The organism is Desulfovibrio biadhensis, from assembly GCF_055388615.1.
This window is the reverse complement of sequence record NZ_AP042477.1, coordinates 1,008,592-1,028,368: the sequence shown is the minus strand read 5'-3', so window position 1 is coordinate 1,028,368 and position 19,777 is coordinate 1,008,592. Positions and strand designations below refer to the sequence as shown.

General features: G+C 54.6%; 12 protein-coding genes and 1 pseudogene. 5 read left to right on the top strand and 8 right to left on the bottom strand.

Translation table 11 applies throughout. The annotated features are described in order from the left end of the window. Positions 1 to 3 precede the first annotated feature (3 nt). Complete coding sequence (locus ACZ5EH_RS04575; protein WP_464276951.1) at positions 4 to 702, top strand: cytidylyltransferase domain-containing protein; 699 nt, start codon at positions 4 to 6, stop codon at positions 700 to 702. Positions 703 to 718: 16 nt separating this feature from the next. Here ACZ5EH_RS04575 and ACZ5EH_RS04570 read toward each other — a convergent pair whose 3' ends face one another. Both ACZ5EH_RS04570 and ACZ5EH_RS04565 read right to left on the bottom strand, forming a co-directional pair. Further along, entirely contained in the window at positions 719 to 1,624 is a 906-nt protein-coding gene (locus ACZ5EH_RS04570) for an NAD-dependent epimerase/dehydratase family protein (RefSeq protein WP_464276950.1), read from the bottom strand. Between the two features lie 3 nt (positions 1,625 to 1,627). Then, positions 1,628 to 2,338: a sugar phosphate nucleotidyltransferase gene (locus ACZ5EH_RS04565; protein WP_464276949.1), complete on the bottom strand. Its 711-nt coding sequence runs from the start codon at positions 2,336 to 2,338 to the stop codon at positions 1,628 to 1,630. A gap of 569 nt (positions 2,339 to 2,907) precedes the next feature. Here ACZ5EH_RS04565 and ACZ5EH_RS04560 point away from each other — a divergent pair. Continuing rightward, positions 2,908 to 3,924, top strand: a complete 1,017-nt coding sequence (locus ACZ5EH_RS04560; RefSeq protein ID WP_464276948.1) for an NAD-dependent epimerase/dehydratase family protein — start codon at positions 2,908 to 2,910, stop codon at positions 3,922 to 3,924. 91 nt (positions 3,925 to 4,015) lie between these two features. Here the strand turns inward: ACZ5EH_RS04560 and ACZ5EH_RS04555 are convergent, their stop codons facing one another. Beyond that, the gene (locus ACZ5EH_RS04555) at positions 4,016 to 6,067 is read right to left on the bottom strand and encodes a glycosyltransferase (RefSeq protein WP_464276947.1); all 2,052 of its coding nucleotides are present in this window, start codon (positions 6,065 to 6,067) and stop codon (positions 4,016 to 4,018) included. 686 nt (positions 6,068 to 6,753) lie between these two features. Here ACZ5EH_RS04555 and ACZ5EH_RS04550 point away from each other — a divergent pair. The 3 genes from ACZ5EH_RS04550 (at position 6,754) to ACZ5EH_RS04540 (ending at position 11,881) form a co-directional block, all read left to right on the top strand. Further along, the gene (locus ACZ5EH_RS04550) at positions 6,754 to 7,896 is read left to right on the top strand and encodes an SDR family NAD(P)-dependent oxidoreductase (protein WP_464276946.1); all 1,143 of its coding nucleotides are present in this window, start codon (positions 6,754 to 6,756) and stop codon (positions 7,894 to 7,896) included. A 33-nt stretch (positions 7,897 to 7,929) separates the two neighbouring features. Next, positions 7,930 to 9,111: an NAD-dependent epimerase/dehydratase family protein gene (locus ACZ5EH_RS04545; protein ID WP_464276945.1), complete on the top strand. Its 1,182-nt coding sequence runs from the start codon at positions 7,930 to 7,932 to the stop codon at positions 9,109 to 9,111. A 514-nt stretch (positions 9,112 to 9,625) separates the two neighbouring features. Beyond that, positions 9,626 to 11,881 carry an N-acetylneuraminate synthase family protein gene (locus ACZ5EH_RS04540; RefSeq protein WP_464276944.1) on the top strand — a complete coding sequence of 752 codons (2,256 nt, stop codon included), beginning with the start codon at positions 9,626 to 9,628 and terminating at the stop codon, positions 11,879 to 11,881. 124 nt (positions 11,882 to 12,005) lie between these two features. On the opposite strand, the gene ACZ5EH_RS04535 is transcribed toward ACZ5EH_RS04540, so the two are convergent. The 5 genes and pseudogenes from ACZ5EH_RS04535 to ACZ5EH_RS04515 all read right to left on the bottom strand — a co-directional run bounded on the left by ACZ5EH_RS04535 (position 12,006) and on the right by ACZ5EH_RS04515 (position 19,671). After that, positions 12,006 to 13,040, bottom strand: a complete 1,035-nt coding sequence (locus tag ACZ5EH_RS04535) for a glycosyltransferase family protein (protein ID WP_464276943.1) — start codon at positions 13,038 to 13,040, stop codon at positions 12,006 to 12,008. A gap of 57 nt (positions 13,041 to 13,097) precedes the next feature. Beyond that, positions 13,098 to 13,769, bottom strand: a complete 672-nt coding sequence (locus ACZ5EH_RS04530) for a phosphocholine cytidylyltransferase family protein (protein WP_464276942.1) — start codon at positions 13,767 to 13,769, stop codon at positions 13,098 to 13,100. Then, positions 13,766 to 15,001 carry a CDP-glycerol glycerophosphotransferase family protein gene (locus tag ACZ5EH_RS04525; RefSeq protein WP_464276941.1) on the bottom strand — a complete coding sequence of 412 codons (1,236 nt, stop codon included), beginning with the start codon at positions 14,999 to 15,001 and terminating at the stop codon, positions 13,766 to 13,768. The genes ACZ5EH_RS04530 and ACZ5EH_RS04525 overlap by 4 nt, the downstream gene beginning before the upstream one ends. Positions 15,002 to 15,098: 97 nt before the next feature. After that, positions 15,099 to 17,914 (bottom strand): annotated as a pseudogene (locus ACZ5EH_RS04520) (FAD-binding and (Fe-S)-binding domain-containing protein). 317 nt (positions 17,915 to 18,231) lie between these two features. Then, positions 18,232 to 19,671, bottom strand: coding sequence for a carbon starvation CstA family protein (locus ACZ5EH_RS04515; RefSeq protein WP_464276940.1), 1,440 nt, complete (start codon positions 19,669 to 19,671; stop codon positions 18,232 to 18,234). Positions 19,672 to 19,777 lie beyond the last annotated feature (106 nt).

Sequence of the window (19,777 nt, the reverse complement as noted above, 5' to 3'; positions counted from 1 at the left end):
TCTATGGAGCAGGTGCGTTATCTGGTTTCGGTACAGTGCCGTTTCGGGTCGAGCAGGCTTCCCGGCAAGGCGCTTTATCCCATAGCGGGCGTGCCGCTACTTCCGTTTTTGCTGCGTCGGCTCAAGGCCGGCTTGGCCGGTGATCCCTGCCGCATAGCCCTCTGTACGACATCATTGCCAGAGGACGACATAACCGCGGCCTGGGGAAAGAACGAAGGGGTGGCGGTGGTACGGGGGGCAAAGGACGATGTGCTTGCCAGGCATGTGCAAACACTGACCGCCTACCCTGCCTCCGTGCATGTGCGGGTAACGGCTGACAATCCTTTCACGTGCCCGGAGCTTGTAAAAGCGGTGGTCAGGCAGGTGTATGAAGAGGGGGCGGATTACGCCGAGTGCCGTGATTTCCCTTATGGCGCCGGAGCGGACGCCTTTTCTCAGACCACCATGCAGCGCCTGGATACGCTGGCTGTCACCCCCGCAGATAGAGAGCACATCAACAAGTATATTCTGGACAATTCGGAGGCATTCACGACGCAATACGTACAGGCCAAAGGGCGTCTGCAGCGCCCTGACCTTCGTGTCACAGTGGATACTCTGGAGGACTGGCGGCAAATGGACAAGCTGGCGAGCATTTTGGCCCAACACCAGGATGCTCCGCCCTGGGAAAGGAGCCTGGAGGCGGCTATTGCCGCGATGTCTTGAATGTGTGGGGGTAGCGTCAGGAAAGTTCACCGCTAGCGTACATGCTCGCCACACCGTCGCTGACGCTTTGCGTGAAGCTGTACTCAGGGGCGCTGCCTGACAAGAGAACCATTTTTTTCACAGAGCCCACGCTGCGCAGAGCACCAGGGCGGTTTGCGGGTTTTTCCACAAAGGCGGCGTCTACCCCCAATGCCTGGGCGACGGCATAAAAGGTGTCTTTCACCGTGGTTTCCCTGCCCGTGCAGATATTCACCACCTGACCGCTGCTGTCCGGATTGCGAGCTATTCGCCAGACCTGCAGCGCCACATCCCGCACGTCTATGAAATCCCGCGTCGCCTCAGGCGTCATCAGCTCCAGTATCTGCCTGCCGGTGCGGTTTTTTACAGCGTGTAGGCGTAGCACCAGATCGTGCAACAACATGCGCGGGGGCATGCCCGGGCCGATGATGTTGAAAGGCCTGACAACCACGGTGCGCACACCTTGCCTGTAATAGTCCATGGCGAGCCTGGTCTGGGCCAGTTTGCTTTTGCCGTATGTGCTTAAAGGCGAACAGGCTCGGGTTTCGACAACAGGCAATTCCGCCCCGTCCACTTCTCCATACTCTGCAGCGGATCCGAAAAGCACCACGGGGCAATTCAGCTTGTTTTCAAGCACCCCTTGCAGCAGGGAAGCCGCGTAGGAGACGTTGATGCGTTCGAGTACATCCGGAGGGCTTGAAAAGGACGCGCCGGCAAGGTGGAGTACAATGTCCGGGCGTGCAGCAGCAAGGACGGAGCCGATTTCGCTGGGGGCGTGGATGGTGTGCGTTGCGTCGGTTCGATACCCCAGAGATACCGTCTCCACTGAGGCTTGCTCCTGTGAAATAAGGGCGCGAAGGGTGCGGCCGACAAATCCACCACCGCCTGTCAGCAACACACGCATTGGTTATCCGAGAAAATCGGCTTGCTTGGACTCAAACACGTTGTTTGCAGTTTCGTAGTCCTCGATGCGCCCTATATCCAGCCAGTAGGATTGGTCACGGCGGCAACATACCTTGTGCCCTGCACTGGCCATACGCAACATAAGGTCGGGGATGTCCAGGTATTCATTCTTTTTAACCTGGCTCGCAACGGCGTCGCGGTTGAATACGTTTATACCCATGCTGACATCAAAGCCGATGGTGGGTTTTTCTTCATATTCCACCAGTTCGTTGGTGTCCGTAGCGTGAATCACGCCATAATCAATATGGATTTCACGACGATGGACGCTGATGGTAGCCGCGCATTTGTTATCCACATGGTACTTGTACAGATCGCGGTAATTGAGCGTCGTCAGGATATCGCCGTTCATGACCAGGAAATTTTCTTCGAGTCTGTCGAGGACCATGGAAATGGGACCGGCAGTGCCCAACTCCTTTTGTTCAAGGGAGTAGTGGATATTCATGCCATAGTCGTCTTGAGGGCCCAGAACGATATCGAACAAATGGTGCAGGTAGTTTACGGCCAGGATAATGTCCGTGACGCCTGCCTTCTTGAGCTGCTTGAGGATTATGCTGAGGATGGGCATGTCCCCTACCGGCATGAGCGGTTTGGGGATGACCGCCGTGTATGGTCTGAGCCGGGTGCCTTTGCCGCCTGCTAATACGAGTGCTTGCATGATTACCCCACGTGCGTTGCTGTGTAGGCTTTGCCAGGCCCGATGCTTTCCCGCAATAATTGACCATGAGCGCAATGTTAAAAGTTGTGTGTGACCTCACCATTATGATTGACGCGCAACAGCATTGCCAGAGCCACAAGCGCTGAACCCCGTTTTCGAGTTCCTGTTCCCCGATTGTTGTCCGGGATCATTAACCTATCCGGCCAGGATTCGTCCAGGGGCGGCTAAGAAAATGCAATGCGCCATGGATTTGTGTCCTGCCTTGTAGGCTGTGGGCCAGTGCTTTCAGCTCTCAGTGAAAGCCTCATCGGTAGAAAGGGCGTGAGCTTAATGGAAAGATATAAGAAATTAGCAAATTTTGATACTTAAGTAACATGTACGAAAACGTGGCAGACAGCTCCCTGCAGATTGATGCCGCCTGACTGGGTTTCATGGGGAAAATATTTGCTGGAGTGGAGCAACACAGTCGGTGAACTGTAATGGTCTGGTGTAATTATGGTAGAGGTGGTATTGATTCGTGCCATAAAATGTTGTGAGCGCGAACCGACAAGTCAAAGGATATTCGGGCTATGGAAAAGCGAAAATGGTTTATAACAGGTGGCTGCGGGTTCATCGGAACGACCCTTATAGCCTACCTGAATGAGCACTGCTTGGCGGAAGCGGTCCGTGTGTTCGACAACCTTTCCACAGGCAATCGCGAAGACCTGAACAAGGTAGCGCCGGATGTCCGTAACGTACAAGGGGAATCGGCCTGGAGGGTCTCTGCGGCGGCTGGCCCCCTTGCAGTAGATTTGGTCCCTGGTGATATCCGTGACGCAGATGCGGTAAAGCAAGCCATGCAGGGGGCCGACGTGGTGGTGCATCTGGCGGCGAACACAGGGGTGCAGCCATCAATAGCAGACCCCATGGCCGACATGGAAAGCAACGTCATGGGTACTCTTAATGTGTTGGAAGCTGCCCGGCTACACGGGGTGGAGCGTTTCTTGTTCGCCTCATCAGGCGCGCCCATCGGCAATGCCAAACCACCCTTGACCGAAGAAGCCGTCTGCCGCCCTATTTCTCCTTACGGCGCAAGCAAGTTGGCCGGAGAAGCGTACTGCTCGGCGTATCATAGCAGCTTTGGTATAAACACCATTGCGCTGCGGTTCTCCAACGTGTACGGGCCTTTGTCCGGCAAAAAGGGCAGCCTTGTCGCCAAATTTATTAACAACGCCTATGAGGGCAAACCCTGGATAGTGAATGGAGACGGTCACCAGACCCGGGATTTCATCTACTCGCAGGATCTGGTCCGCGCTATGGTCGCGACGCTGGATATAAAAGAGGGGGGCGAAGTTTTTCAAATCGCCACCGGTGTGGAAACAAGTGTCTTGGATATTGCCCGGTTGCTTGCGGAAGTGATGGAAGAGGAAATGCAGTTTTCTCCCGCAGTGGAATTCGGCCCTCCACTGTCTGGAGACGTAATGCGCAATTATGCTGACATATCCAAGGCCCGACGGATGCTTGGCTGGCAACCGGAAATGGATTTGAAAACAGGGCTGCGCGAGACGGTGCGCTGGTTCGCCAGGACGAGGGGGATGCCGGGGTAAACGGCAGGCTGCTCTAACTGCTTAAAGACGCTGCCAGAGTGTCATTTTCAGGAAAAAGCTGGAGGATGATTCTCCAGTACCTTCACATTGTTCACCCGTTTTTTTGTGCAAAGGCAGTATGTTGCTCTGCTGATCTGCGGACGCCGTACAGTTCGTCCCTTATTTTTCTGTAGTCACCTTCAGGTGTGGCATCCCATCGGCTGGGCTTTTCGGGAATGGGATAATTGCTCTTGATTGCAGCAAGTTCTTCCAAAAACAATTCCCTGTCGTGCAAGACGCCGGCGATCCGTTTAATATTGTCCATGTTTAGAAACCACTTGGGCAAACGGAACGTCTTGGATTCAATGTAGGCCATGTGCCGCATCTTTTTGGGTAAATCCATGCGATACCACCATGGATGCAATGAACAGATCTCTTCCTTACTGGGAATGTTGGAAATGTTGTTCATGCCAGGTCGACGCAGGGCGTGGCGATAAAAAAACAAAGGTTCAGCGGTCGTTTTCGATATCCACCCCTGTTCGGCCATTGCCAACCACGATTCTGCATCTTCACGGTTGGTGAGGTCTTCCCTGTAATTTCCGACTGCCTGCAGCGCCTCACGTCTTATCATTGAGCCATTTGGCGCAGGGCAGGTATGCAATGCATGGATGAAGTCGTATTCCTTACTCCACGCTATATGATTGCTGCCGCCGAAAACCACTGTCTTTGGGGTTACCCAGCCCACGCGGTCATGTTTGGCAAGCAATTCAACCCCAATGGCGAAATAATTCGGGGCCAGCAAATCATCGGAATCCAGACAGACGAGATAAGTGCCGCTGGTCTCAGCAACTCCTCGGTTGCGGGTTGCGCCTTTGCCTCGATTTTCATGGCTTACGAGTCGGATACGCGGGTCATTGATTGTCGCGAGCAGCCTTTGCGCCACTTCAAATGAATCATCACTCGAACCGTCGTTGATGATCAGCATTTCCCAATGCGGATAGCTTTGGGCCCTAACCGATGCAACGGTTTCAGTCAGATAGTGCCCCTGGTTGTAAAGTGGCGTATAAACGCTGACAACGGGTGCTTCTGCTTCGGCAGTGATTCGCGTTGCCGCTGCAACAGCATTGGAAGCGGAGCGGTCGTTCAGTAGCAACCATTTATACAGTCGCGTAATGTCTAGTTGCTCGCTGGCAAGGGTAATGATCGTTCCCAAAGTTTCTCTAGCATTGTCAAACTGCCCGAAACGCAGTGTCAGCAGCGCGTATGCAAACGTAGAATGCACTAACTCCTGGGGCGAGTAGTCATTGTTGTTTTGCAAAGAGCGTAGCTGTTCCATGGCTACTTTGGCGTGCCTGTTCATTTCCTGGGACTGTACCGCGCGTGAAAAGCCTGGGAGTTCGCCTGCAATCATACGTTCCAAGGCGGCGTCAAACACACGATTTTCTTCATCCAGGGCCTTCTGCTCCAGAATGTGGCGGGTGTTCTTGTCCGGAAAAAGTTGCAAAGACGAGAGGTTGGCCAGACTCGGATCAAAAGCGAAAAGCGGATGCTGGCAGGCGATTCTGATAAGAAAATCATTGAGCATGGTGAAGTTGAGGCTCGCCTCGAACATCCCCAGGCGTTCGTGCAGTTCAGCGTTCCACGTCACGACGGCAAAAGGTGTCGGTTTGCGCAGCAGAAGCGCAAGGAGGTCGAAAGATTGGTTTTGATCTGTGACCCTCGCGAGCAGTCCGCTGTCTTCTGGCTGGGGCACAAACATCGCTGCAGCCGGGTTTGTGTTTATCTTGTGCAATATTTTCTGCAGGGCGCCAGGTTTGAGATAAGCGCGGCAGTCTATGTAAACGATGTGTTCGCCCTGGGCCTGCTGCAAGGCAGTGTTGAGCAATGCACCCCCCTTCGCAGCAGAATCCATGGGGCCACGTTTCAGACGGGGGTTTTCTGCAAACAACTCCGTCAGGGAGTCGGCTGTTCTTTGATCAAGTCCGTCAAAATCAAATGCTCCGGCAAGAATGACTTCAATTGACGCCGTTTCTGTCCCGGCTGCGTCCAATTCCTTGAGCAGTGAAGACAGGCGTCGGAAGCTGAAGCGCCCCCCAAAGGGGGTGAATAAGATCACGCTGTAAGAGGTGATGCCATCTTTCAGGGTGGTGGACTCCTGGCTCATGAAAATCCTCATAGGATATTATAATCTTGCGCGTATTAGAACAATATTCCACTTGGGCCGTGCTGTTTGCGTATCTTTGGACCGTGTGGCGGATACGATTCAATATTTAGCAAATATCGGGCCATGGACCAGCCAGAGGGGCATTAACACTGGGAGTTGCACTGCGCTGGGCAAGATACAGTCCGAGCGCCCCACATCTCCGTCAACATGATGACAGCGTAAGAGGGTGTAAACATGTGCCAGGTGTGTTTGTTCATTGGCGAACCATCAAAACTCGCCAGCGAGTAGCTCTTGCGTGGTCGGTCCTGGGTAACACCCCGCGGTCTGATAAGATTCAGTAAAGAAGTGTGAACCAGAAGACGGTCTTCAGTTAGAAAGGTCAGTGATCCTGAATGAGTATGCTCGCCATGTAGCAAAAAATCTTCGGGCATGTCCCGGTTTTGAACGAGAAAATGCCTTTTTCGCGACTCGCTCCCCAAGTATTCTCCTCTCGCTGAGGAAAGCAGCACAGGCAGGCACTTTGGTTGCAAATATCTAGGATGCAGGTCTGGAGAAGGAATTATTTGCCGCAAGACGGCAAATTCCATGGTTGGGGCCCCTATGCTTGGATTGTCACTATTCTTGCATAAAGTACGTCAAGAGTGCTGTCACCAAGAGCACGGAACTAACGTAGAAGGAGCACAATCATGAAACAGACCTTTTTTTCAGGTAAAAGAATCCTTGTCACAGGCGCCTGCGGCACCATCGGCAGGGAGCTGGTGCGGCAATTACTTGACGACTATGACATCGCGGAACTGATAGGCATCGATAATAACGAGAGCGAACTTTTTTTCATGCAGCAAGATTTCGCGGCCTATGAACACAGCCATTTTTTGCTCACTGACATTCGCGATTGCAAGCGTCTGGCCGACCTTTTCCAGGATATCGACATTGTGTTCCATGTTGCAGCTTTCAAACACGTTCCACTTTGCGAGCATTCGCCCTTCGAGGCAGTGCAGACGAACATCATGGGTGTGCAAAACGTTATCCATGCTGCAAAGAAGGCCAACGTGGGCATCACCATCTTCACCAGCTCGGATAAAGCCGTCAATCCCACCAATGTCATGGGCACGTCCAAACTCATGGGCGAGAGGCTTATGACTGCGGCCAACAGCAACCAGTACAAAGGCGATTCCGTGTTCGCCTCCACGCGGTTCGGCAACGTCCTGGGCTCTCGCGGTTCGGTGATTCCTGTTTTCCGTGAACAGATCAAAAACGGCGGCCCCATCACCCTGACATCTTCAGACATGACCCGGTTCATCATGTCCATCCACGAGGCTGTGCTCCTGGTTATCAATTCTGCCTCCATGGCATGCGGCGGGGAAGTGTTCGTCACCAAAATGCCTGTCATTGCCATCAAGGATTTGGCGGAAGTCATGATCGAGGAGTTGGCGCCGGTGTATGGGCATGACCCGAAGGACATCCCCATTCAGCTCATTGGCAGTCGTCCGGGCGAAAAATACTATGAAGAGCTGATGACGGACGAGGAAGTGCGGCGGACTGTGGAGCTTGAAAAATACTTCGTGGTCAAGCCTGCGTTTACCTCTTACTATCGCTATATCGAGTACCGCTATGACGAAACGGTTACCAGCACTGTGGATAAAGCCTATAATTCAGCCAATGAACTGGTATTGAGCAAGGACGAACTGCGCAAGTTTCTTTATGACAATGACCTTATAGGCGCACATGTTCCGCAAGTGGAGAAGCACACGCCAGCCAAATTGCGGCCATGCAACCAGGTTTACCGTGACCCCTACATTCCGGTTCTGGGAGCCCTCAGACAGTCTTGATTTTGAAGCCAGCAAGACAGGAGACGTGAAGCAATGCGCATATTGATCCTCGGTGCTGACGGCTATCTCGGCTGGCCCACGGCCATGCATTTTTCGGCTTTAGGGCACGATGTGGTGGTTGTGGACAATTATTTCCGCCGCAATGCCTGCACGGAATTGGACGTGGGCATGCTCTACCCCTTGCCCACACTTCCGCGCCGTGCTGCCGTCTGGGAACAGCTCACAGGCCACCGGATAGCGGTTGCCATTGGGGACCTGGCCGACCCGGTGTTTCTCCGTTCCCTGTTCAATGGGACTGCCACCTGCCAATACGGGAAGATCGAATGGAGCGCCCCTGCCGATGCAATAATTCATTATGCGGAGCAACCTTCGGCGCCGTATTCACTGCTGGATCATGAACGGGCAAATCTCACGCTGACGAACAATCTGCTTGTCACAAACAACCTGATGTTCGCTGTGCGGGATTTTGCACCGCAAGCCCATATCGTGAAGCTGGGGACCATGGGTGAATACGGTACGCCCAACATCGATATCGAAGAGGGCTGGCTCGATGTGGAACACAAGGGGCGAAAGCAGACCTTTCTCTTTCCCAGACAAGCCAGTTCAATCTACCATACGTCCAAGATCATGGACACGGATCTGCTCTGGTTCGGCGTGCGCACCTGGAACCTGCGGGTCACGGACCTCATGCAGGGGCCGGTCTACGGCATACACACGGACCAGACCCAGCTTGATGAGCGGCTCAGCACTATTTTCAATTACGACGAGATTTTCGGCACGGTGCTCAACCGTTTCATTGTCCAGGCCATAGTTGGGTATCCGCTCACTGTGTATGGCAAAGGCGGACAGACAAGAGGGTACCTCAACCTGAAAGATACCCTGCAGTGTGTCCAGAAATCAGTGGAAAATCCGCCAGAGCCGGGCCGGCTGGCCATCTACAACCAGATCATGGAAACCTTCTCTGTCAACGACCTCGCCCTTAAGGTTGAAGCTGTCGGCAAAGGTCTTGGGTACAATGTGGAGGTGCAGCATCTGGAGAATCCACGCAAAGAAGCTGAAGATCACTATTACAACCCTACGCATCAAAGTCTGCTGCAGATGGGGGTTGAGCCCCATTATTTGAGCGACGATGCTCTGGCGGCCATGTTCGAAGCTGTGGCCAAATACAAGGATGCCATCAGAACAGACGTTATTTTTCGCGGGGTGCGCTGGTGATGACTGGATTTGATAAGAACTGTTGAAGAGCGTTTCCAGTGCTTGTTGTTCGATTCTTCGAGAGGCGTTAACCGTATTATCGGGAGTGAAGATGGACGTCTTTTGAACATGAAAAGGCGTTATCTTTTATTCCTTGGGCCGCCTTCTCCCTTGCAGCAGCACGTTCAGAATCGAGTCGCTCTTTTCATACCGTGGCGTGCCGCATCCTTTCTGGTCAAGGGGTCACACTTTTTGGACCACCCTATTCAGGTACAATAAGATTGCAAACGGGTAGGGGTTGTTATTATGGCTATCGAAATGAACACGCCAGAACACAGCTTTGCTTATGAGAATGGTTCCTGTTTAAGTCCAGCTCCTCGACGGCTCCCGATTATAAGTACACAGTCTGTAGTGGTTGGTATTTCCAATGGCGCTTTTTTTTGTGAAAAGGGAGCGTGCAGGGGGGAGCTGCTAGACTGTTTTCCCATGTATATTGTATTGTGATTAAAAAGAAATCTTCAAGAGAACATTCGATATGATCATCCCGAAAGATGTGCGCAAGTTCATAGTCCACCGCCAAACCAGTATGCGTGACTCGTTGGCCAAGCTACGCAGGGAAAACACTAAAATTATTTTTGCCGTGGACGAAGAAAACAGAATCGAAGGGCTGCTGACTTTGGGTGACATGCTGCGTTGGGTATTATCCCAGGAAGTGGTGGATCTGAATGTTCCCATTTGCAATGTCGCCAACAAGAATTTCCTTTATGTCCATGCAGGGCAGGAAAAAAGCGAGCTGCCGCTAATTTTAGCCAAGAAGGACATCCATACCGTCCCTATCGTCGATGGGCAGATGAAGCTGCTAGCCGTCGCGTGCACCGGTGATTTGGACATCGTCATTGGCGATCACCTTATCAACGATAGCTCCCCTGCGTTCTTGATCGCAGAGATAGGTAACAACCACAACGGCAGCTACGAACTGGCCCGGTTGCTCATCGACGAGGCTGCACGAGCAGGGGCGGATTGCGCAAAATTCCAGTTGCGCGACATGAAGTCCCTTTACTGTAATAATGGCAACTGCAACGACCCTACCGCCGATCTCGGCACCCAGTATACTTTGGATATCCTGACCAAGTACCAGCTCAAGACCGACGATATGCTACGGCTTTTCGACTATTGCCGCGTCAAAGGGCTTGAGCCGCTCTGCACGCCCTGGGACGAAGCAAGCGTCGAAGTCCTGGAAAAATATGGCATGTCTGCATTCAAGGTCGCCTCTCCGGACCTGACAAACCACGATCTGCTGCGAAAAATCGCTGCAACGCACAGGCCCATGCTGTGTTCCACCGGCATGTCCACGGAACCCGAAATCAAAGACGGCATCCGGGTTCTCAAAGAAGAAGGGGGGCAATTTGTTTTGCTCCATTGCAACTCCACATACCCTACGCCGCTCAAGGATGTGAACCTGCGCTACATGACCAGGCTTCGCGAGCTGGGCAATTGTCCCATAGGCTATTCCGGCCACGAACGAGGGTATGTTGTGCCTGTGGCGGCCATATCACTGGGTGCAAAGGTTATCGAGAAGCACTTCACCCTTGACCGCAACATGGAAGGCAATGATCACAAGGTGAGTCTGTTGCCGGACGAATTTGCTGCAATGGTAACCGCCATACGGAACGTGGAGGAGGCCATGGGCGGCGACCCCGTTGGAGGCAGGGAAATTTCCCAGGGCGAACTGATCAACAGGGAGAACCTGGCAAAAAGTCTTGTCGTGCGTCGTAATATCAGCAAAGGCGAGGTCATCACTGAAGACATGATAGCTATCCGCAGCCCGGGAAAAGGGCTCCCCCCCTACAGCAAATCAAAACTTGTGGGCTCCAATGCCAGGCGAGACATGCAGGCCAACGACTTTTTCTATCTCTCCGACTTGGAAGTTGGCGCTCCCAAAGCAAGAGACTACAACTTCTCCTTTTCCTGGGGAGTCCCTGTCCGTTTTCATGACTGGAAAAAACTTTCGCATCGCTCAAACATGAACCTGGTGGAGTTCCACCTGAGCTATAAAGACATCGAACTATGTGTTGGCGACTATTTCGATGTAAGTTCAGACTTGAATTTTATCGTGCATAGCCCCGAGCTGTTCGCCGGTGACCACATTCTGGACTTATGCTCTCCAGACGAAGCCTACAGAGAACACTCCATAAAAGAGTTGCAGCGTGTCATCGGCCTCACACTGGAGATGAACAAGTTTTTTCCGAAAACCGTCCGGCCAAGAATCATCACAAATATAGGCGGGTTCTCCGATAACAGCTTTGTCGATGTGAAGCGCAGGCAGCAGATGTTGGATAATTTCATAAGAAGTTTCGAGCAGTTGCGGTCGGATGATTATGAGATACTTCCGCAGACGATGCCCCCCTTCCCATGGCACTTTGGAGGGCAGCGTTTTCACAATGTCCTTGTAAAAGCACAGGAAATCGCCACCCTCTGCAAAAGGGAAGGGTTGAACATTTGCCTGGATGTTTCCCATTCCCAGTTGGCATGCAATTATTTTAAATCATTCATGAGTGAGTTCGTATCCACGGTTGCGCCCTATACTTCTCACATGCACCTGGCCGATGCCGATGGACTCGATGGTGAAGGACTGCAAATCGGAGAAGGATCGGTCGATTTTTACCAAATATCCAGCATACTCCGGTCAAAGGCTTCTGACGCCAGCTTTATTCCCGAAATATGGCAGGGGCACAAGAATGATGGTGAAGGCTTTTGGCAAGCTCTGGAAAGGCTGGAATGCTATTTCTAGGAGCCTAATATTTAGGAGTTTTTTTGCAGGGCGAGAAAGTGCACGACCATAGGGGTTTACCGTTTTGGCCGAGCAGGGCGCTTGCTCTATGCACCTTTTATCCAGACACTTCGCCCTCTGGCGTTCATACGGCTGGCGCCATCTTTGGCTGGACGCACGCCAATAACACTTCCAGACGCTCCTGAGCTTTTTTGTCCGTGATGATCTCGCAGGTTGTTTCAGTGATTTCCCTGGCGCTATGGTGTTGCCCCAGGCGAAGCGCCAGAAGCGAGTAAGCAAAAACACTCTGCACGAGGGCGTTTTCCGAGCAGGACCCACCGTTTTGCAATGTGCGTAGCAGTGTCATGGCCGTTTTGGCCTGTTGGGTCATTTGCCGGGCGAGGGTGCCGGACGGGTAAGCCGGCAGTTCGTTTTCCAGAAAATACCGTATGCCTGCTGCGACGATATGTTTCCCCTCGGCCTGCATGGCCGTCTCATGGGCGGAACGTGTCTCCTTGTCCATGAACAGACGGGATGCCGGCAGGCTTCCCAGTTCCGGGTTCACGGTCAGCACAGGGGCCTGAAGCGCAATGCGGAACAGAAACTCCGGCAGCATCCAGTAGTGCAGACTGGTATCGAAGCTGCCGATGCGTTGTTGCAGTTCCTTGCGCCACACAACCAGTCCTGGCAGAGCCGGGGCGCGCATCAACAGTGCAAGATGCCCGAAGTCGGGGCCTGCCGCCGTACTGTGCTCCAACTGGGCGCTATCTTCCGGTCTTGGCGTATAGGCGGCCAGGGCAGAGGTCTTGGTCAGGCTGCGCAGCACCATGAAAAGGGCTCCGGCTTTAACGTGGGCCCTGCTGTCCATGAAGGCGATTGTTTCCCCTCGGGCCAGGGCCGTTGCTGCATTGAGAAGTTCACCCCCCGACTGGTCAAGGGCTGTGGCGCCCACCTGCAGCCTCGGGTGTTGTGTTTGCAAGGTGGCAAGCATTTCCGCCGCGCGTTCGTCCAGATTTTCGCTGTCGAATGCCCCGCACAGCAGAACTTCCACGTCGGAGGCGGCAATTCCTGCCTTATCGATTTCATCCAGCAGGGCGGCCAGGCGGCGATGGCTGAAGCGTCCGCCACGGGGAACGAAAAAGAGGATGGACGTGGTTATCTTGTTTTGGGTTCCTTGCATGTTTCCTCTCCGAATCTGCGGCATAGAAATATGTGCTCTGAATCTTGTTGTTTTGGTTTAGCCTGCAAACATCTGTTGGGCCTGCTGCCAGTCTTCGGGAAAATCGACCTCGATGCAGCGATGGTCGCTGATGTCCAGGGGCTTGAAGGGCACCTTGTCGCGGATCATGTATTCCAGGCCGCGTTCGAAGTAATCCTGATCCTCGCAGCGTTCCAGGGCGCGTACAAGCGCGGGCACGTGGGCGGCCTGAACCTTGTTCACACCGACGGCTTCGCCTTCGCCCCCTTCTATGGTTTTGGAGATGGCGGCAATGTCGCCGGATTCATCTGTGCGGTACTTTACTTCTTCGGCGCCGCAGTTTTTGCGGTCCACGGCCAACACGTTATGCGGCATATCCATAACGCCGCGGATGACGCCGGGGTCGAAGATCACGTCGCCATTGGCCCAGAGCACGTCGTCATCCATGTCTTCTATGGCGCAAAGCAGGCTTTTGGAGGTGTTTGTGATGTAGAAGAGCGGGTTGTAGCGAAAGAAGACATTGGGATGCTGCTCCATTATCAACGTCTTTTTGAACCCCACCACCACGGTTATCTCCCGCAGACCCAGCTCGCGAAAAAGCCTTATCTGGCGGCCCATGATGGTTTCTCCGGTGGGCAGAATGGAAAGCGCCTTGGGAAAAGGGCGCCCCAACCTGCTGCCTACGCCTGCGGCAAGGATTACTGCTTTCATGCCGTCGCCCTCCTGGCATTGGCGGATGTTGTCGCGTGTTGGATGTCCATGTGCATAAATTGTTGCAAAATGTATTCATTGACCCTGACGCCAGCTTTGGAATCGTGGTGTGTGAAGCTCTTGTCCAGAAGCGCCCTGCGTTCTTCCTTGTGCTGGTCATCGCCCGAAAGGACGGCTGCAAGCGTTTTATACAGGGCTTCTTCGTCTGCCACGCGGGGGCCGGGGGTCACCGTGTCCATGTCCAACATCAGTTCGCGGTTTATGCTGGTGTATTCCTGGTGATCGTACTGGAAATAAACGATGGGGCGGTCGAGCAGCAGGTAATCAAAATATACAGAGGAGTAATCGGTCACCAGTGCGTCAGCCATATGCAGCAAGGGGTAGGCGTCTGTACTGGAAGGACAGATGTGCAGATTCGGCAGATTGCTTTTGATTCTGGATTCCAGGTAGGGGTGGAATTTACTGATGAAAAGCACGTTATGCTCTTCGCCGAACTGTTGCAGCCGTGCCGGGGAAAGGGCCTTGACGCTGAACGGGTCGCCCCCGTTATCCCGGAAGGTCGGCATGTAGAAAGCGACGCGTCCTCCGTTTTTGCGGTGGTTGCGCATCAGGCCGTAGAGCTTGGTGTCCACGTTGATCATGTCGAATTTGTCCGGGGCGCGCAGCATGATGTCGTTGCGCGGGTACCCCAGTTCAGGGAAATCATCAGCCCGAAAAGCCCGGGCAAAGGCGTGCTCGGTAAAATAGGGCGAGGTGGAGAGCACCGCGTCGTACCCTGAATAGTTTTCCTTCAGGCTGGCAGCTTTTTCAGGGGTCATGTTGACGGCAGATTCTGCCTCGGGAAAGCCGATGCTTTTCAGGGGAATGCCGTGCCAGAGCTGCATCACCCGTGCTTCCGACAAAAGAAGGTGCACGGGACTGCGGGCGCGCCACCAGAAGTCGTCGCAAACAGCTACGCTGGCCGAGGCGCATATTCTGATGGCATCGCTTTCAGGAAAGAGCAGGGCCGGCAAACCTTGCTGCTGTAGCGCGTAATGTTGTCTTGGGTCGTGGGTGAGAAAATAGCAGTCCAGTTGCGGAAAGTGGCGCACACAGTCAAGAAAAGCGTACTTGACGTTATCAATGAGTGCACCACCGACGCGACCTAAAAAGATGACGCGGTTAGGCATCTTGGAGACGCGCTGGCCCATCTCGGCCAACATGTGCATGAGTTTTGGCGTAAGTACAGACATGAAGTCCACTCCCGGCTGCATCGTGTTTGGGTGTCGCCCTCTTGACGGCGACACCCGATTTACGATGCAATATGCAAAAAGCAGACCAGGGGCAGAATCAGGCCTTGGGCCAGCTTGCCTCGTCGAGCAGGAACAGGATATTCTTGTAAGGAATCTTGCCGAAGCGGGAGAGCCCGATTTCACAGGTGCGCGAGGTGGAGTACCCCGTGGTGCAGCCATCGAGCTGCTCCTCCAGGGACGCCAGGGCGGAGCCGTTCAGCTCCGGGTAGTTGAAGCCGCGGTCACCGGCAAAGCCACAGCAGAATATATCCTCTGGCACAACCACTTCCCGGGCGCATTTGCGGACCAGGGCTTCCATGGGTTCTGCCAGCCCCATCTTGCGCGAGGTGCAGGTCACGTGCAGCGCCACCCGTCTGTTCACGGGGGTGAACTCCAGCTTGTCTGCCAGGTGCTGCAGGGTGAATTCAATGGGCTCGAAAAGCTTCAGATTCTCCATGTGTTCGCGCATGCGGTACAGGCAGGGGCTGGTATCGCAAAGGATGGGAAGCTCACCGCCCCGGCTCGCTTCGCGCAGCGTCTTTTCCAACTCCCGCAGCTTGGCGTCGCCTTGCTCTGCAAATCCCTTTGATTCCCATGGTTGGCCGCAACAAAGCTTTGTCATATTCGCAGGGTAGATGACGTCGTATCCCGCCTTGGCCAGCAGACTCAGAGTTCTATCGTGGATGGCGGTCTTGTCGGGGTCATGTTTTTCCGGTCCCATGTGTCTGGCCACGCAGCTGGGGAAGTAACAACCTTCTCCCCCTTGCAGATTGGGGAACGCCGCGAAGCAGAAGCCGTTCTGGGCATGGAGGTGTTCCAGCGCGGGATGTGCTTGCCGGAAATCTTGTGCAGCCCGTCAGCTACGGTGTCCATGGCCTTGTCGCCCAGCACGTCGTGCGCTGCCGCCGCAACGAGCAGCGCGCCGGAGACCGTATGCACTGTCAGCCCCATATTGCCGGCTGTAAAGGATGCCAGGGCGTTTTCGAACCGCCCGTGCCCCCATGCGCGGTAGTGCTTGATGAATTTGCCCGTATCGATACGCACAGGACAGCGCAGGGCGCACAGCCCGTCTGCAGCGCAGGTGGCTTCGCCATCATAATCGTAGCTTTCATGGAAGGCCTGCTGTGTTTCGGCGGCCTCGCCATCCTGCTTGAGCCGTGAGATTTCTCGATAGGCCACAATGCGTTGCCGCGGCGTCAGGGTCAATGAGCGCGAAGGGCAGGTCGGTTCACAGAAGCCGCATTCGATACAGCGATCAATGTCCTCATAGGCCATGGGCAAGGGCTTCAGGTCCTTGAGGTGCGCTTTGGGGTCGTCGTTGATGATGACGCCGGGGTTGAGCAGGCCGTGTGGGTCGAAAAGGTCTTTGATTTCGCGCATCAGGGCGAAGGCCTCGCGCCCCCATTCCAATTCCACGAAATGGGCCATGTTGCGGCCCGTACCGTGCTCGGCCTTAAGGGAGCCTTGGTACTTGTTGGCCACCATGTCGGTGACATCTTCCATAAAGGCTTCGTAGCGGTCGATTTCCGACTGCACATTGAAGTCCTGGGTAAAGACGAAGTGCAGGTTGCCTTCCAGAGCATGGCCAAAAATGATGGCGTTGGTGTACCCATGTTTCTGGAACAGGGCCTGCAGGTCCAGGGCGCCGTCGGCAAGGGATTCGATGGGAAAGGCCACGTCTTCGATGATGACCGTGGTGCCGGCTCTGCGCACGGCGCCGACAGCTGGGAACAGCCCTTTGCGTACGTTCCAGAGCTTGCCGAATTCCGCAGGCACGGATGTGAACTGATGGGGTTCAAGGGGCTCTATGTCTGCGATGGTCTTTTTGACATGCTCGATTTTTTTGTCCAGCTCGTCAGCCGTTTCGGCGCGCACTTCAACCAGCAGCGCAGTGGCTTCGGGACCCAGTTCCGCCAGCCCCGCAGGCATCCCGGGCTGATCCTCCACAGAGGCAAGGGAGGCGCGGTCCATGAGTTCGGCGGCGGATACTGCCCCGCCGCGTAAGGCGGTGGCGGCTTCGCAGGCAGAACGGATGTCGGGAAAGCGCATCAGTGAGGACGCCTTGTGGGCGTGCTCCACAACCGTATTGTAGACGACCTTGGAGATGAAGGCCAAGGTCCCTTCGCTGCCCACCAGCAGGTGTTGCAAAATGTCAAAGGGATCTTCGAAATCAACAATGGCGTTCAGGCTGTAGCCGGTCGTGTTTTTGATCTTGAATTTGTGGCGGATGCGGTTCGCCAGGGTTTCGTCGGCCAGAACATTGGCGCGCATGGTGGCGAGCCCGTCCAGGATGTGGGCGTGGGTTCTGGCAAAGGCGTCGCGGCTGGCCTGACTGGATGTATCCAGAGGCGTGCCGTCCACCATCACAAGACGCATGGAAGAAAGGGTCTTGTAGGAGTTTTCCGCCACCCCGCAGCACATGCCGGAGGCATTGTTGGCAACGATGCCGCCAATCTTGCAGGTATCGATACTGGCCGGGTCAGGGCCGATCTTTTTGCCATGGGGCGCCAGCAACTTGTTGGCATGGCTGCCGATTATGCCCGGTTCCAGCTCAATCTTGCTGGCATTGTCGAATATCTTGTAGTGACGCCACCCGTCTCCGAGACGCACCAGGATGGAATCGCTGATCGCCTGGCCGGAAAGGCTCGTTCCGGCCGCCCTGAAGGTGACGGGAACTCTGTGGGCGTTGACGACATTGAGGATGTGCACGACTTCGTCTTCACACTCTGAATCGATGACGATTTTCGGAATGAGACGGTAAAAGCTGGCGTCGGTGCCGTAGGCCAGCGTACGCAATGGGTCGGTATACACCCTTTCCTCGGGCAGGAATTCCAATAATTTTCTGTAAATGGCGTCATAAGGCGCAGCAAGCATCAATCGCTCCTTTGGTATCGGGGTAGAATTCTCAAGTTACTGAGCATACCCCAATATTACCATAAACGGCAAGCAGCGGTGAAATTATTTCAATAGCGCACGACACCGTAGGTTACGGGAAATCCCGAGTGCCAAAGGCTGGAAAAGACAGGAAAGTTCAGTCTCTGGGGGAGATGGCGCACAGAAAAGAGTGCGCATTATAATTTTATAAGAGAACAGGGTCCCATTTTGGGGCAGGTGCATATGTACATGGGCATGCAAAAAAAGCGGGAGGCCGAAGCCTCCCGCCGTATACAGCATGTGTGCAATGTGTCGCGTTATTTCAAATCTGGGGTGCAGCAGGTCTGGGGGTTGGTTCCCTTGACCTTGTTGGCGTAGATCAGGAACGCGATTAGGGCGACAACAGCCGAAACCACACCTATTATGTTGGAGAGTTGAGCCGGGAGGTTGAAACCGATGGACGCCTGCAGGATGAATGAAACGTCCACTGCTGTCATGAAGGCGGCAGGGATGGAGGTAATCCAGTGGAACTTGCCGACCTGGGCCAGGTAGATGGCTGCAGACCACAGCACCAGCATGGACAGAGTCTGGTTGCTCCAGCCAAAGTAGCGCCAGATGATGGTGAAGTTCTGGGTGGAGATCAGGAAGGCAACGATGAACAGCGGGATGGCCAGCATCAGGCGCTTGGCTGCAGTGCCCTGATCCATCTTGAAGGTTTCGGCCAGAATCAGGCGGGTGGAGCGGAACGCCGTGTCACCAGAGGTGATGGGCAGCACCACGACGCCCAGAATGGCGAGAATGCCGCCGACAGGGCCGAGCAGGGTGCGGCAAACCTGGTCAACAACCATGGAAGGCGAACCGGCCTTGATGACTTCGGCCAGAGCCATGGGCGTGTCGTAAAAGGACAGACCGGCGGAGGCCCAGACCAGGGCGATGATGCCTTCAACAATCATGGCGCCGTAGAACACCAGGCGGCCCTTGGACTCACAGGCTATGCAGCGCGCCATGAGCGGGGACTGTGTGGAGTGGAAACCACTGATGGCGCCACAGGACAGGGTGATGAACAGCAGCGGCCAGATGGGCGCGTCATTGGGGTTGGTGTTGACGGTGAAGTCCAGGTTGGGCAGTACCGTAAAATCGGCAAAGGCCATACCGCCCAGAACGCCAAAGGTCATGAACAGAAGCAGGGCGCCGAAAATGGGGTAGAAGCGGCCGATGATCTTGTCGATGGGCAGGATGGTGGCCAGGAAGTAGTACAGGAAAATGCACCCAACGAGGAGTTGTACGTTCAGACCGGTTATCTGCCCCAGAAGCTTTGCAGGGCCGAGAACAAAGACAACACCGACCAGCACGAGCAGCAACACGGAAAACACGCGCATGATGTGGCGTGCCGGCATGCCCATGAATTCGCCAACCACTTCAGGGATGGAAGCGCCCTTGTAGCGGATGGAAAGCATGCCGCTGAAGTAGTCATGCACCGCACCGGCAAAGATGGAGCCGATGACGATCCAGAGCAGGGCGGCAGGACCGTAGAGGGCGCCGAGAATCGGGCCGAATACAGGGCCAAGACCGGCGATATCCAGAAGCTGGATGAAAAAGACTTTCCATGTGGGCATTTCCATGTAGTCCACACCGTCGGTCATGGTTTTGGCCGGGGTGGGGCGACATGTGTCGCAACCGAAAATCTTGTCCACGAGGGTGCCGTACGTGAGATATCCCACGACGAGCAGGCCGATACAAATCAGCAGGTAAACCATTTCGCACTCCTTGCACACTCAGTTTGCGGAGCGGCATACGCTACCGGAATCCCCATTCCGGTCCGAAAGGTCCCCTGCTGCGCGTTTCCCTTGCGCTGACGGGGGA

Bases quoted from the DNA above. Each gene is read 5' to 3' on its own strand.
- ACZ5EH_RS04575 (WP_464276951.1), top strand. From the start codon at position 4: ATGGAGCAGGTGCGTTATCTGGTTTCGGTACAGTGCCGTTTCGGGTCG.
- ACZ5EH_RS04570 (WP_464276950.1), bottom strand. From the start codon at position 1,624: ATGCGTGTGTTGCTGACAGGCGGTGGTGGATTTGTCGGCCGCACCCTT.
- ACZ5EH_RS04565 (WP_464276949.1), bottom strand. From the start codon at position 2,338: ATGCAAGCACTCGTATTAGCAGGCGGCAAAGGCACCCGGCTCAGACCA.
- ACZ5EH_RS04560 (WP_464276948.1), top strand. From the start codon at position 2,908: ATGGAAAAGCGAAAATGGTTTATAACAGGTGGCTGCGGGTTCATCGGA.
- ACZ5EH_RS04555 (WP_464276947.1), bottom strand. From the start codon at position 6,067: ATGAGCCAGGAGTCCACCACCCTGAAAGATGGCATCACCTCTTACAGC.
- ACZ5EH_RS04550 (WP_464276946.1), top strand. From the start codon at position 6,754: ATGAAACAGACCTTTTTTTCAGGTAAAAGAATCCTTGTCACAGGCGCC.
- ACZ5EH_RS04545 (WP_464276945.1), top strand. From the start codon at position 7,930: ATGCGCATATTGATCCTCGGTGCTGACGGCTATCTCGGCTGGCCCACG.
- ACZ5EH_RS04540 (WP_464276944.1), top strand. From the start codon at position 9,626: ATGATCATCCCGAAAGATGTGCGCAAGTTCATAGTCCACCGCCAAACC.
- ACZ5EH_RS04535 (WP_464276943.1), bottom strand. From the start codon at position 13,040: ATGCAAGGAACCCAAAACAAGATAACCACGTCCATCCTCTTTTTCGTT.
- ACZ5EH_RS04530 (WP_464276942.1), bottom strand. From the start codon at position 13,769: ATGAAAGCAGTAATCCTTGCCGCAGGCGTAGGCAGCAGGTTGGGGCGC.
- ACZ5EH_RS04525 (WP_464276941.1), bottom strand. From the start codon at position 15,001: ATGTCTGTACTTACGCCAAAACTCATGCACATGTTGGCCGAGATGGGC.
- ACZ5EH_RS04515 (WP_464276940.1), bottom strand. From the start codon at position 19,671: ATGGTTTACCTGCTGATTTGTATCGGCCTGCTCGTCGTGGGATATCTC.